11 protein-coding genes are annotated in these 12,942 nt (G+C 71.2%); 6 read left to right on the top strand and 5 right to left on the bottom strand.

Annotation, left to right across the window (positions count from 1 at the left end; genetic code table 11):
- Positions 1-667: 667 nt before the first annotated feature.
- Together ACFWPS_RS34505 and ACFWPS_RS34500 are read right to left on the bottom strand one after the other, a co-directional pair.
- A complete protein-coding gene (locus ACFWPS_RS34505; protein ID WP_383712489.1) occupies positions 668-1,306 on the bottom strand; it encodes a hypothetical protein in 639 nt (212 codons plus the stop codon).
- A gap of 560 nt (positions 1,307-1,866) precedes the next feature.
- Positions 1,867-3,519 (bottom strand): hypothetical protein, encoded by a 1,653-nt coding sequence (locus ACFWPS_RS34500; RefSeq protein WP_383712486.1) that lies wholly within the window; start codon positions 3,517-3,519, stop codon positions 1,867-1,869.
- A gap of 484 nt (positions 3,520-4,003) precedes the next feature.
- Here ACFWPS_RS34500 and ACFWPS_RS34495 point away from each other — a divergent pair, with 484 nt between their 5' ends.
- From ACFWPS_RS34495 to ACFWPS_RS34485, 3 genes are read left to right on the top strand one after another with little or no spacing between them, the layout of a single operon-like run.
- Positions 4,004-4,747 carry a hypothetical protein gene (locus tag ACFWPS_RS34495; protein WP_383712483.1) on the top strand — a complete coding sequence of 248 codons (744 nt, stop codon included), beginning with the start codon at positions 4,004-4,006 and terminating at the stop codon, positions 4,745-4,747.
- A gap of 57 nt (positions 4,748-4,804) precedes the next feature.
- Positions 4,805-6,415, top strand: coding sequence for a hypothetical protein (locus tag ACFWPS_RS34490; RefSeq protein WP_383712480.1), 1,611 nt, complete (start codon positions 4,805-4,807; stop codon positions 6,413-6,415).
- Positions 6,416-6,417: 2 nt separating this feature from the next.
- On the top strand, positions 6,418-7,122 hold the full coding sequence (locus ACFWPS_RS34485; protein ID WP_383712477.1) for a TIR domain-containing protein: 705 nt from the start codon (positions 6,418-6,420) through the stop codon (positions 7,120-7,122).
- A 57-nt stretch (positions 7,123-7,179) separates the two neighbouring features.
- Here ACFWPS_RS34485 and ACFWPS_RS34480 read toward each other — a convergent pair whose 3' ends face one another.
- On the bottom strand, positions 7,180-8,154 hold the full coding sequence (locus ACFWPS_RS34480; protein ID WP_383712474.1) for a macro domain-containing protein: 975 nt from the start codon (positions 8,152-8,154) through the stop codon (positions 7,180-7,182).
- An 81-nt stretch (positions 8,155-8,235) separates the two neighbouring features.
- Here ACFWPS_RS34480 and ACFWPS_RS34475 point away from each other — a divergent pair, with 81 nt between their 5' ends.
- Positions 8,236-9,618, top strand: coding sequence for a macro domain-containing protein (locus tag ACFWPS_RS34475; RefSeq protein WP_383712471.1), 1,383 nt, complete (start codon positions 8,236-8,238; stop codon positions 9,616-9,618).
- Positions 9,619-9,870: 252 nt separating this feature from the next.
- Here the strand turns inward: ACFWPS_RS34475 and ACFWPS_RS34470 are convergent, their stop codons facing one another.
- Positions 9,871-10,218 carry a hypothetical protein gene (locus ACFWPS_RS34470; protein ID WP_383712468.1) on the bottom strand — a complete coding sequence of 116 codons (348 nt, stop codon included), beginning with the start codon at positions 10,216-10,218 and terminating at the stop codon, positions 9,871-9,873.
- Between the two features lie 332 nt (positions 10,219-10,550).
- Between ACFWPS_RS34470 and ACFWPS_RS34465 the strand changes: the two genes are divergently transcribed.
- Entirely contained in the window at positions 10,551-10,799 is a 249-nt protein-coding gene (locus ACFWPS_RS34465) for a hypothetical protein (RefSeq protein WP_383712465.1), read from the top strand.
- A 12-nt stretch (positions 10,800-10,811) separates the two neighbouring features.
- Positions 10,812-12,011, top strand: coding sequence for an SPFH domain-containing protein (locus tag ACFWPS_RS34460; RefSeq protein ID WP_383712462.1), 1,200 nt, complete (start codon positions 10,812-10,814; stop codon positions 12,009-12,011).
- Positions 12,012-12,480: 469 nt separating this feature from the next.
- On the opposite strand, the gene ACFWPS_RS34455 is transcribed toward ACFWPS_RS34460, so the two are convergent.
- Positions 12,481-12,666 (bottom strand): hypothetical protein, encoded by a 186-nt coding sequence (locus ACFWPS_RS34455; RefSeq protein ID WP_383712646.1) that lies wholly within the window; start codon positions 12,664-12,666, stop codon positions 12,481-12,483.
- Between the last annotated feature and the right edge of the window lie 276 nt (positions 12,667-12,942).

The raw sequence follows: 12,942 nt of genomic DNA, 5'->3' as shown, positions 1-12,942 counted from the left end.
TGGGACGGAACCGATGGCACGTTCTCGACACCCGCAGACCGCCGAACTCCGAAAAATCTGGAGCGCGCCTCGAACTGGCCCTTCGCCGTGATCACGGCCGCGCCGAACGTGCGCCAGCAGTGCCAGCGGTGCCGCTACGGTGCCACATCCCCAGGCTCCGAGAGGGTGAGGGCGCCGTCGGCGAGCGCCGGTGGAGTTGTGCCGTGCGTAGGGTGCTCCCGTCCCGTCCCGTCCCGTCCGCCATCGAGGGACACATTCGTGCCCGCCGAAGCGGTGCTGATCGTGGACGGCGTGTAGTTCAGGCTCGTCTGGTCCGACAGCTCGGCTGTCTCGATGACCGGGCCGGACTCGTCCCCGTGGATCTCGTAAGTGATCTCGTACGACGGTGTGGGGGTCGGTGTCTCCGTGGCGCCGCCCGTCGGCCCGTCGGCCTGGCGGCCGCGGCCGGCTTGCTGTCGTGACCGGAGTGGACGACGACGATTCCGGTACCGACGACCGCCGCGATGACGGCGGCTGCTGAAGCCGCGACGATCAGGTTGATGCGGGACTTCGTCACCGGTGGTGTCGGGCTGTACGACGGCATCGGCGGTGGGCCGGCGTCGGTCATGGTTCCCCCAGGGGCAGTTGGTCGGTTGGAGGGTGGGCGGCCGGGGATCCGGGGCCGCTCCTACTGCCAGCCGCCGGTGAGGTCGCTGCTGAGCTGGGCGTCGCAGATGTTGTAGCCGCCCGACGCGTGCCCGGACTTCGTTTGCCCGTCCACGGTCACGCTGCAGTTGATGTCCCCCGAACCCTGCAGCTGGGCGTTGAGCGTGTAGTACATCGCCCCCTTCTCGAGGGGCAGGGTGGCCTCGAACCTGCCGTCCTTGAACGCGCCCTTGCGGGTGTCGCTGTCGGAGCCGTAGTTGATGTCGAGGCTGCCGAGCGCTTCGGTCGGGGCGGTCCCCCAGACTTTGAAGACGACGGTCTTCGGGGCGCCGGCCTTCTTGTCGCCGGCCTTCTCGCTGTCGTCCTTGGCGCCGGCGGCCGCCTTGTTGCCGGTCGTGGTGGTGGACGTGGACTTCGAGGTGCTGCTGCTGGAGTCGTTCGAACCGCTGCCGCCGACGGACGCGGCGGCGATGCCGAGGACGACGGCCACGCCGACGAGGCCGAGACAGCCGAGGCCGACGACCTTCCCTGCACCGGGTCCCTTTTTCGGCGGCTGCGGCTGGAACGGCGGCTGCCCGTAAGGCTGTTGGCCGTAAGAGGCCTGGCCGTAGGGCTGCTGCGGGCCGGCCCGTCCGGACTGGTGCGGCTGATGGTTGCTCATGAGTCCCCCTGAGGTGTCTCCTGCCGGAAGCGATATGTGTGACATGTGGAGATGGCGTGCGGTTGCCGCCAACCGGAGGGATTCACCCAATCGTGGCAAAACCGCCAGGCGTGCACGGGTGGGAGGACTCGGGGCGGCCACGCACGACCGGGGCGCCTCTGCCTGAGCAGCCGATCCATGGGGCCCGGCCGACTCGCCGGCATGCGTTACAACCGGCGATCGGAGCCCTCTCGTGGCCGACTGCACCTCGTTGAAGCCGCGCGCCGCGTCGTAGATGTCGGCCTCGATGACGACCACGAAGAGGCTCGTCACGGTGTCGGTCGTGTAGGCAAGGTGACTGTCGTCGCCCTCGGGCTCAGCTGCGATCCTGTCGCCGAGCCGCTCCCCGCCCGGGCCGCGATCACCGCTGTCGCCCGCTTCGGCGTCCCGCAGCGCGGGTTCAGCCCACATGAGGACGGGAGGGCCCGGCTCGGGAGGAGTTTTCTCCCGAGCCGGGCCTCAGTCGGGTGCGGGCCTCATTCGACGTGCGTACGCCGCCTCGGCTCCTGCACGCCTCCGGCTCAGGTGACCGTAAGGGTGACCGGTCCGCCGGGCGTCGGCTGGCTGCCGCTGCCGGGCAGGCCGTAGCTCACGGTCTTGTAGGCCTGGTCCTGGAGCCGGAAACCGATGGCGTACTGGCCGGGTGCGGTGCCCTGCGGCAGCGTGAAGTACTCGTCGATCGGGCCCGAGAAGGTGGTGGGCACGCCACCGGACTGGATCGAGGCGGCGTGCCCGGAGGCGTCCACCAGGTACAGGTCGAGGCCGTTCACCCCGGCGGTGGAGGCGGACACGTCGATCGTCAGCTTGATCCATGTCTGGGTGTCCCCGGCCGCGATCGTGTCCGGGGTGACCGTGACCGTGTCCACCGTGGGCAACACGGTGTCGGGGATGTTGGTGAGCGTGGCATCGATGTCAGGGGCGCCCAGCGACGAACCGTAGACGGCCTGGTCGCCGTGACCGTCGGTGATGATCACACCGGTGAGCTGACAGCTGAACGTGCGCGGCAGCCCGCGCACCGGCACGGTGATCGTGCCGTCGTCCTGCACGGTCGGGGTGGTGGACAGCTGGGTGCACTCGTTGGCGTTGTTCCCCCAGCTCGTCAGCTGAACGGAGCTGACCCCGCCCACGGCGCCGGACGGCCGCAGCGAGAGCTGTGCGGTCGGGACGGGCGAGTGCCAGCTGTCGATCTGGCTCGGCGTGAACGCGAAGCCGGTCGCCGACAGCACGCTGTCGGAGGTCACGTGCACCGCGGCCTCGGACAGCCCGGTGTAGGCATGGGTGACTCCGGCGTTGCTGGTCAGGTCCACCTCGGTGACCTTCCAGTCGCCCTCGGGCAGGCCGGCCGGCAGCGACACGGTCACGGCGCAGTCGAGCACCTGCCGTTGCATCCAGTCGATGTAGCCGCAGCCCTGGTAGCCCTCGCTCCAGTCCCAGCCGATGGCGAACGATCCACGGGCGGTACGGCCGTCCGGACCGGTGGCCACGACCGTTCCGCCGTACACACCGGACTTGGTCTCCTGGCTGTCCAGCTGGTACCGCAGCGCGGCGCCTTGGCCGGGGGCTTCGTAGACGGTGGCCTGCGCACCTTGCGCCAGAGCGATCTGATCGAGGCTCGGGGAGCCCTGGTCCGCCGTGGTCGTGGCGGTGAAGGTGCGTGGGAACGCGGACAGTTCGGGCGCGGTCCAGTCGATCGAGTCCCCGGCGCCGTCGGCACCCCGGATCTCCGAGACCGCCCAGGTCGTCTTCTTCGTGGCGCCGTACTGCGGGACGGCGACGGTCCATGTGTACGTGGCCGAGGCGGGCGTGGCTCCGGAGCCGACGGTGACGCCGCCGGACGGCGAACCCTGGGAGTCGTAGTCGACGGCGAGTTCGGTGCCGATGTAGGCGCCGGTCTTCGGATTCATCCGGCGCAGGTGGATGTCGCCCCCGAAGCCGGAGGCGCTCGGGTTGGACGAGGTCATCGTCCAGTCGAGTTCGATGGTGGCCGACCCCGAGGTGGCATCGACCGACTTGGCGCTGAACGACAGTGCCGAAACGCCCATCGCCGACGCGGTGCCCGGGGCCGTCGCGTGGTGCTCTGCCCTTGCGGGCGCCGCGACCCCGGGAGCCGCACCCAGCAGGCACGCGACCCCGGCGGCGGTCATCGACGCCAGCAGACGTCTGAGTCCGATCACTCTCTTCTCCTCTCCAGATGCTGATGTGCGAGGTCACTAGACATCAACTCCCCTGCTCCGGCAACGGAGTTATAGAACGCCAGGGTTATCGACCGGCGGCGTTATCGACCGGCGGCGGGGTTCTCCGGCGCACGGTCGAGGAACGGGCCGGTGAGCACCGGTACCCGGATGCAGGCGGATGGCGCCGCCGGGAGGCGATGGCCGGATCCGGTGATGGCGTGGCGGCGGGCGGGGAGTTGATTCATGTCTGGGGCGTGGGCGGCGGGGCGGGCGGCCCGAAGGGGTTCACAGCGGGCCGGAAGCGGTTCGGAAGCAGCTCGGTTCTGGCCACGGAAGCGGTGGCGCTGGTCGCATCGGAGGCGTCAACCGCCTTGTCGTGCCCCGCTGTTCACCGTCGGCCCAGGACAGGTCCGGCACCGTACGGGCCTGCCGCCGGGCCGGCCGGAGCGGAGCGCGGTGCACTGCCGTGACCGCTGGAGAACCCATGACCGACCCAGGGCTGACGCCGCCCGCCGAGCGTCCCGACCCGCCGTCCACCCACCGTGCGCCGCCCTCCTACCGCGCCCCGGGGCTGATACCGCCGGGCGGCCCCGCCCGCACCTGGGGGCTGGTGGTCATCGCCACGCCCCTGCTGCTCGTCCTGCTCCTGGCCCTGATCGGCGGCCTGGCCGGCGGCTCCGGATCGTCCGGGTCGTCCGACGCGTTCGGGTCGTCCGGTTCCGGCTCCGGCCTGTACGGCTCGGGCACCTCGGGGTCGGACGGCGGCGGCACCGGCGGCCAGCCGACCTACGCGGATCCGACCACGGCGTCCGCATGGCCGTACGGCGACACCAGTACACCGACGGACGTCTACGGCACCCCCGAGACGGCCACGACCACGGCCGACGGGTTCGGCTACCCGTCGGAGACCGCCGCCGACACCCCGAGTGCGAGCGCGAGCAGCGGGCCGGGTGGTGTCGTCACCGCCTACTTCGCGGCGATCTCCGCCCGCGACTACCAGACCGCCTGGGCCCTCGGCGGCAAGAACCTCGACTCCAGCTACGACAGCTTCGTCTCGGGTTACTCCACCACCGAGCAGGACACCATCGCCATCGTCTCCGTGACCGGCACCAAGGTGCGGCTGACCATCGAGGCCCTGCAGACGGACGGCACGACGCACTCGTACGACGCCACCTACACCGTCCAGGACGGCGTGATCACCAGCGGCACGGCCACCCAGACCGGCTGACACCCACCGGGGCGTGCCCGCAGGGGTGCGTCCGCACGAGCGGAGCGCTGAACCACCATGGCCACACAGGTACTCGACCCCAGTCCTCCCGGCCCGGCACCGCAGGAGCCGCCGGAACACCGCGCGTACGCGCGCACCAGAGCCACCCGGCTGCTGTCCGCCGGCGCCTACCTCCATCCCGGCTACCGGCGCGCCGTCATCCGGGAACTGCTCCGCAGGCGGTGGCGGGTCGTCGCGCCCTCCTACGGCTACGACGCCGTGTCGGTCCTCGCCCACGCCCTCGCCGCGCGCCGGCTGCGCCGCATCCAGTGGGCGGTCGCGGCCGGCGTGGACGTCCTGATCCTGGTGCTGCTGGGCAACGGGGTGCTCAACGCGTTCCTCGGCGTCGTCCTGCTGTGCTGGGTGCCGTGGGCGGCGGCCTATCTGCGCCGGATCGTCACCCTGCACGTCCTGATGACCCGGGTGCGGGAGAGCGGCCCGGACGGCGGCTTCGACGGCGCCTGCCCGGCGCACCCCAGGCTGACCGACGCACTCGCCCGGAAGATCGACCACGAGCAGGCAGGCCGCAGCGGACTGGTCTTCTACGGCGGCTACCGGCCCTTCGTCGGCGCGGGCCTGCCGCTGCGCGACTGGTCCAACGCGCAGTTGCTGCTCGGCGCCCCGAAGACCCGGATCATGGCGCGCAAGAGCACGGACGGCACCCCGCCCGACCTCGACACCGTCGAGCGCAGGCGGGTCGTCCCGTTCACCGTGGACGAGATCACCAGCGAGGTCGCCGCCCGGCTGCGGGCCGATCTGCGCGACGAGCCCCGCCCCGACGAGCGGATCGAGGGGCTGACCGTCGAGCAGCGCCGCTACACCACCGCGATCCGCACCAACGACCGCACCACCGGCGCCGGCTGGTCCGAACTGCCCGGCGCGGACGACCTGCCCGGCATCCACTGGCGGGAGGACTACGACGCGGCCCGCGAGTACCTGTGCGTGCGCGTCGGGTCGTGGGACGAGGAGCTGGTGACCTCGATCTTCGTCGGGTTCGACATCAAGGGCGACACGCTGCACACCGAGTTCTACACCTATGTGCTCGGGCCGCTCGTGGCGGACTTCCACCTCGCGGACCAGTTGCCCGCCGCCGTGGACGGGCGGCTGGCGGTGCGGGTGGCGTGGGACATGTTCACGGCCATGGTGCGCTGGTGGGTGACGCTGTGGATGTGGCCGCTGCTGCTGGTCCCGGAGCGGTTCCTGCCGACGTGGGTGGCCCAGTGGATGCGGCCCTGGCGGGTCAGCAGGGCCAGGCGGGCCGCGGTCGCGCTGCTGCTCTCGGACCGGACGACGGACACCAGCGAGTTCCGGATCGGCCGTTACGTCAACCGCTGGCGCAACTGCGGTGCGCTGGCGAGCGTCCGGGAACTGGCCACCAGCGAGACGTACCACCACTTCTTCCAGCAGTCCGACGCGGTGAAGTACATGCAGATCGTCGAGCGCCGACTGCTCGAGAACATCGGTGCGTTCCTCCACGAGCACGACGTGGACCTCGCCGAGCACAACCGCGCGCAGACCAACATCCTGCTGGGCGACAACAGCCAGAACTTCTTCGGCGGCGAGCAGAGCAACTTCGGCTACAACTACCAGCCGTCAAGCGGCGGTTCATCAGGAAAAGCGGGGACGTGACCATGAGCCAGGGAAACACCGGCGGCGACAACAGCCAGAACTTCTTCGGCGGCGAGCAGCGCGACTTCGGGTACAACGTCCACAACACCCCGCAGCCGGACGGGCGGTCCGCCGAACAGGAGGCCGAGCAGGAGGCGGCCCGCGCGGCACAGGCCCGCGCGGACTACGGCCGCAGCCGCAGCGTCTTCGTCGTGCACGGCCGCGACGAGGAGGTCCGCACGGCGATGTTCGGGCTGCTGCGCCGGCTCGACCTGCGCCCGCTGGAGTGGGAGCGGCTGGTGCGGAGCACCGGGGGGACCGCGCCGTTCCTCGGCGAGGTCATCGAGACGGCGCTGTCGCAGGCGCAGGCGGCGCTGGTGCTGCTCACCCCGGACGACGTCGCCAAGCTCCATCCGCACCTGCTGGGCGACCGGGAGCACCCCTACGAGACCCAGTTGACCGGCCAGCCCCGCCAGAACGTGCTGATCGAACTCGGCATGGCGCTGATGGCCTACCCGGAGCGGACGATCATCGTGGAGGTCGGCCAGGTGCGGCCCGCCGCGGACCTCGCGGGGCGCAACGTGATCCAGTTCGACGGCTCCGAGACCGCCGTCTCGAAGATCGTCGAACGGCTCAAGGGGGCCGAGTGCGATCTCGACGACACCCGGCCGGACTGGCGTGACACCTCGTACTTCAGGAATCTGGCGGCCTACCGGCGGCTGGCCTGACGGACGGCACAGGCAGGGGGGCGGGGGCCGCGGGCCGCCCGCCCCCCTGCCTGTGTGCTATCGCTCCGGGCCCGACGCCAAAGCGTCCAGGAACGCGGCCAGTTCGCGCATGTCGATGCCCTCCAGTTCCTCGGGCCGTACGACCAGGTGCAGTTCGCGGCAGATCGCGCTCTCCCGGGAGCGGGCCACGAAGGACATCAGGATCAGCCGGAGCAGGCTGTCCCGGTCGAGGTGGCCGAGCCGCGCAAGACCGGAACCGACCAACGGCATGGCCACCCGCTCCAGTTGGGCGTGCGCGCGCAGCGCGTCCCACAGTCCGCCCAGGCCCCGCCACAGGTCCTCCACGCCGGAGGAGGCCACGTAGTCGTTGCCGATCCGGCTGTAGGCCACGCCGAACACCAGCCGGGGCCGGGCGCCCAGCACCGCCACCGTGCCGACCGGGTAGCGGTCGAGCTTGCCGAGCGGCTTGTCCGCCCGCTCCTCCCGCGCGACGGGCCGGGCGGAGGCGAGCGCCGCGCCCAACTCCGCGTCCAGGCGGTCCGCGTCGCCGCCGTAGCGGCGGTCCAGCAGCTGCGCCTGCACGCTGTCGCCGTTGATGACCCGGCCGCCGGCCGACAGGGTGTCGAAGGTGTCGCAGAACCCGACGACGAGATGGGCCGGCTGGTCGAACACGTCGCCCGTCTCGACGACCACCGTCATGTCGGGCCGCCGGAAGACCTGCCGTACCCGGGCCGCCGGACGGGACCGCAGCAGCCCCCAGCCCAGGCAGGCCCCCACCGACAGCCCGACGACCGCGCCGGAGGCGCCGTACGGCACGAACGGGCCCACGACCTGGGACACGGCGGACAACCCGCCGAACGCCACCATCGTGTCGCGTACGAAGACCTGCCGGGCCCGCCGCGTGCCCCGTGGCAGACGCAGACGCAGACGCGGATGCGGGTGGAGGTGGCGGCGCGGGGGGCGTGGCCGGATCGCGTCCGGGGGCCGTATCGGGCTCATCGGGTCCAGCCCGCCGGAATCACCCGAACTCATTGATTCCCCAAGGCATCATGATAATCTTTCAGTCACTATGGCTGACGCAGAGTGACGCACAACCGCCGGGGGGCGACGCGGATGGCCGGTGCAAGAGCGCGTATCCGGGTGAAGGTCCTGGGCCCGGTCCAGCTCGAGGTCGACGGGGTTCCGGTCCGGCTGACCCCGCTGACGGTACGGCTGCTGGTCCGCCTGGTGGCGGCCGAGGGCGAGGCGGTGCCGGTACGGCAGCTGCGCCGCGACGTATGGGGACTCGCGGACGAGCCGCGCCACCTGGACCAGCGCAACCGCAACGAGGTGCAGAAACGGGTCCTGGAGCTGCGGCGGGCGCTGGCCCCCGGCCAGGACAGCGCGGGAACGCAGGTCCTGCGCACCGAGCAGCAGGTCACCGTGCAGGGCCCGGAGACCGCCTACCGTCTGGTGCTGCGGCCCGAGGAACTGGACAGCGCGCGGTTCACCGCGATCGTCGGCGACGCCCTGCTCGCACCGCCGGCCACCGCCGCGCACCGGCTGGCCGAGGCGCTGTCCCTGGTGCACGGCCGGCCGCTGGCCGAGGTCAACGGCGAGGGGTTCGCGGTGCCCTTCGTACGCCGCCTGACCACCCTTCAGGACTCCGCCCGACGCGAACTGGTCCGCGTGCAGACCGACCTGGGACGGCCCGAACTCGCCCTGCCGGTCGCCGAACTGATCGCCCACGAGCGTCCCGACGACGCCGAGGCCGCGCGTGTCCTCGACGCGCTGCGCGCCGAGCTGCGCGCCCGGCACGGGGCCGAACTGCTGCGGCACCGGGTGCCGTTGCCCGGCCAGCGGGCGGATGTGGTGCTGGTCCGCGGCGACTTGTTCGACCAGATGGACTGCAACCTGGTGATCGGGTTCTCCGACACCTTCGACACGGAGACCGCGGAAGACCTGGTGATCAGCCGGGAGAGCCTGCAGAGCCAGCTCGTCGACCGGCTGTTCGCCGGGCGGCGGCGTCTGCTGGACGACCGGCTGCGGGCGGGGCTGCGCTCGGTGAAGGCGGCGGGCACCGAGACCGTGCGGACCAAGCCGCTGGGCCGACGGGTCCGTTACCCGGTGGGCACGACCGTGATGGTGCCGGTCGAGGGCCGCCGGGTGTTCGCCACGGCCTACTCGCGGCTCGGCAACGATCTGGTGGCCAGGTCCAACCACCTCGACCTGCGGCTGAGTCTGGAGAACCTGTGGGCCTCGGTGGCGGTGCACGGCCTGTTCAAGCCGGTCGCCGTCCCGCTGATCGGCTCCGGCCTCGCCCGTGTCACCGACCTGGACCGGGGACAGCTGGCCGCGCTGATCGTGGACTCGTTCATCGACGCCTGCCGCCGCTACCCGGCCCTGACCCCCGAACTCCGGATCGTCATCCTGCCCCAGGAGCTGGCCCGGACCGACCTGGCCCCGGTGGAGCAGCGGTTCGAGGACCTGGTGCTCGGGCTGCGCGCGGCGGACTGACGGCGAAGGCGGGACCGGGCGGAGGCCCGGGCGTGTCCCCCGGGCCGGCGGGCTGCTCCACATCTCCAGACTCCCCCTTGGCGGCATCGTCCCGCCGGCCACGCCTCGCGCCGCTTCGCCCGGCCCCACCGCTGTCCACGAGACCACCCCGGACGCTTCCGCCGGTACCCGCCAACCGCTTCCGATCCGATTCCGGGACGCCCCCGCCGGCGGTCCCGCCGCACCTGCCGCACCCGCCGGCGCGCGGCGCGCTCAGTGACGGACCATGGTGCAGGTGACCGTGGCCTTCCCGTCGGCCGTGTTGACGACGAACCTGCTTCCGCTGAGGCCGCCGATGTCGAACCGCCCCGTCCGGTCCGTGGCGACGGTGCCCGAGGCGGAACCGGAGTAGGTCACCTTCGCACCGCCGGGGAACCCCACACCCCAGAGGTGGTACCTGCCGTCGGACTCCGTTTCGACATGGCACGCCGCGCGGGACGGAGCGTGCGGCGTGCCAGCGGGAGCTGCGGCGGCAGCGGCGTGTGCGGTCATCGTGGGGCCCGCCGCGAGCGCGGGGGCGGCAAGGAGGGCGAACGCTGCGAGACGACGTGTTCGGTTCATCATTCAACCTGCTTCGGATGCCGTTGATGCGACCGGTGGGACGTGACGGACGTGACGGACGTGATGACTCCGCCGCGTCGCGCACATGCCGCCCCACAGGAGCGATCCATCCCGCCCACCATGCGGGCAACTGTGCGTGGCCTGACAGCATTTACACCGTATCGTCCTTCATGTCGCGCGGCATCCCACCGGCCAGGACAGCGGCTTCGCCTGCTCCGTCCCGCCGGGGCGGACAGCCGGTGGCGCAGGACGGTCCCCCCTGACCGTTGGGTCCCGCACGGAACGGGTCTATCGTCGGAATCATCGGGCCAGAACGAGGAGGACGGCCGGTGATGCCGCAGGACGAGGCCGTGATCGGCTGCACGGGGAAGGTGCTCATCGGAACCCGCGGTGCCACAGGCCCCGGCGAAGTCCTGGTGCGGGTCAGAGGCGGCTCGGAGACGTTCCTCGCCTGGTCGGAGGAGCCCCTGCCGGTCGGCGCGACGGTGCTCGTGATCGAATCACGGGGATGCCGCGAGGTCGGCGTCATCGAGTGGGTGGATCCATTGGACGCGCTCGGCGACAGTGCCGAGGCCAGCTGAGGAGAAACAGGAATGTTCGGATACCGCGTACCCGCTCCCGACGAGGCGATGTTGATCTCGGGGGGCAGGCGGGGACTGGGGGGCGCGCCGTTCCGAGTGGTCACGGGGCACGGGAAGTTCGTGCTGCCGGTCTTCCGGAAGGTCCGGTTCCTCACCCTGTCCATGTGTGAGTCCGAGGTCACCGAGACCTGCGTGACCAAGCAGGGCATCGCGTTGCACGTCCGCGCGGTCATCGCCTTCAAGGTCGGCAACGACCACGAGAGCATCATCAACGCCGGTCAGCGCTTCCTCTCCGACCAGGAGCAGATGTCGGTGCTCACCGGGCGGATCTTCGCCGGTCACCTGCGGGCCATCATCGGCTCGATGACGGTCGAGGAGATCGTCACCGAGCGGCAGAAGCTCGCCGCGGAGGTGCTGGACACCTCGAAGACGGAGATGGCGAAGATCGGGCTGATCGTCGACTCGCTGCAGATCCAGTCCATCGACGACGGCGACACCGGCTACATCGACGCGATGTCCGCCCCGCACAAGGCGGCCATCCAGCGCCAGGCGCAGATCGCCCAGGCCCAGGCCACCCAGGCCTCGGTCGAGGCGGAGCAGGTGGCGGCCCGCAACCAGGCCGAGTACGCCCGGCAGACCGCGATCGTCAGGGCCGAGTACTCGGCCGAGGTGGACCGCGCCCAGGCGCAGGCCGCGCAGGCCGGACCGCTGGCGCAGGCGCACGCCCAGCAGGAGGTGCTCGCCGCCCAGACGGAGCTGGCCCAGCGCCAGGCCAAGCTGCGCCAGGAGCAGCTGGTCGCCGAGATCGTGCGGCCCGCCGAGGCCGAGGCCGAGCGGGTCAGGATCCTCGCGGCCGCCGAGGCGGAGCGGATGAAGATCCAGGCGGAGGCGGCCGCGTCCTACGACCGGGTCGCGCTCGACCGGATGCTGATCGACCAGCTGCCGCAGATCGTCAAGGAGGCCGCGGGCGGTCTCGCGGGCGCCAACGTCAACGTCCTCAACGGCGCGGACGGCCTCGGCGAGCTCGCCGCCGGCCTGGTGTCCCAGGGCCTGACGATCCTCGACTCGGTCCGCCAGAACCTTGGCGGCCAGGACTCCGACGGGCAGCGCCCCGACGGCCGCCGCTCCGGGGAGAGCGAGGGCGGCGGCCTGCTCCAGCTGCCCACCAGCAAGGGACGGAAGTCGGACGACGGTCCGGTGGACGTCGACTAGGCGCTCCGCTGGAAGGGCCGCGGCATCCGTGAGTGCCGCGACAGGCCGTCGTGCGACTGCGGCGCCGTCGTGGCTGGTCGCGCCCACGCGGCGGTAGCCGCATATCGGATACGGCCCCGCGCCCCTTCGGAGCGCTGCCGGACCGACCGGCCCAGCGCGTTCGCCCTTGTGGGGGCGGGCGCGCTGGTCGTCGTTCAGGGGGGCGGTTGTGACTGAGCGCGACAGTTGGCCACTCTGAGCGTCACAGTTGGCCACGTCAGTACCTTCGATTCAGCGTCGTAGCCCACACCGCGGGGAGGGGCCTGGGGCGGAGCGCTACGAGCCTGCGCCCCAGCCTGTCACTGGACGCGGTCACCGCCAGTCTGTCCACGCCCTGCAGCTCTGGCCAGGTCGAGGGACACATGACTTCCTCAAGCGCATGGGTTTCGGCCGGGCCAATTTCGGCCTCTTGCTTAGGGCTTGCCGGGAATCAACCCGTCGGTTTGATCTTGGTGTTGTCGGGGTCGAGGAACCTGGCGACGTCTCCCCGTGTGCGGAAACGGGCTGTTGAGGCGGGGAGATGAACACCCTGGGCTTCCAGGAGCGGGCGGACGTCTTTCACTGCGCGGCTGATGGTCATGGCGGTGGTGTTGAAGAGCTGGCCCAGGAGGTCCATGGTCGCGTGTTTTCGCAGGTGGAGCACGGTGACCAGGACCCGGTCCGCTGAGGTGAGCTTGGCTTTGGCGCCTGCACCAGGGGCCACGAGGCGAGTGGTGCACCCAGTGGCCAGGTGCCCGCGGGCCGTTCGTGTGACTGAGCGCCCTACTTGGCCCGTTTGGCCAACCACGTTGCTCAGCAGCACAGGGCGTCGGGCCTATGGTGCTGACAGGGCTGTGTGCTCGGCTTTCTGCAGCCAGTCGGTGTACCAGCGGGCGAACCTCACGGGCGTACC

Source organism: Streptomyces sp. NPDC058457 (assembly GCF_042720695.1).
Taxonomy (GTDB): domain Bacteria; phylum Actinomycetota; class Actinomycetes; order Streptomycetales; family Streptomycetaceae; genus Streptomyces.
The sequence above is the reverse complement of the archived record's forward strand: the minus strand, read 5'-3'. Positions and strand labels throughout refer to the sequence as shown.

Bases quoted from the DNA above. Each gene is read 5' to 3' on its own strand.
- ACFWPS_RS34485 (WP_383712477.1), top strand. From the start codon at position 6,418: ATGAGCCAGGGAAACACCGGCGGCGACAACAGCCAGAACTTCTTCGGC.
- ACFWPS_RS34505 (WP_383712489.1), bottom strand. From the start codon at position 1,306: ATGAGCAACCATCAGCCGCACCAGTCCGGACGGGCCGGCCCGCAGCAG.
- ACFWPS_RS34480 (WP_383712474.1), bottom strand. From the start codon at position 8,154: ATGAGTTCGGGTGATTCCGGCGGGCTGGACCCGATGAGCCCGATACGG.
- ACFWPS_RS34460 (WP_383712462.1), top strand. From the start codon at position 10,812: ATGTTCGGATACCGCGTACCCGCTCCCGACGAGGCGATGTTGATCTCG.
- ACFWPS_RS34475 (WP_383712471.1), top strand. From the start codon at position 8,236: ATGGCCGGTGCAAGAGCGCGTATCCGGGTGAAGGTCCTGGGCCCGGTC.
- ACFWPS_RS34465 (WP_383712465.1), top strand. From the start codon at position 10,551: ATGCCGCAGGACGAGGCCGTGATCGGCTGCACGGGGAAGGTGCTCATC.
- ACFWPS_RS34495 (WP_383712483.1), top strand. From the start codon at position 4,004: ATGACCGACCCAGGGCTGACGCCGCCCGCCGAGCGTCCCGACCCGCCG.
- ACFWPS_RS34490 (WP_383712480.1), top strand. From the start codon at position 4,805: ATGGCCACACAGGTACTCGACCCCAGTCCTCCCGGCCCGGCACCGCAG.
- ACFWPS_RS34470 (WP_383712468.1), bottom strand. From the start codon at position 10,218: ATGAACCGAACACGTCGTCTCGCAGCGTTCGCCCTCCTTGCCGCCCCC.
- ACFWPS_RS34455 (WP_383712646.1), bottom strand. From the start codon at position 12,666: ATGGACCTCCTGGGCCAGCTCTTCAACACCACCGCCATGACCATCAGC.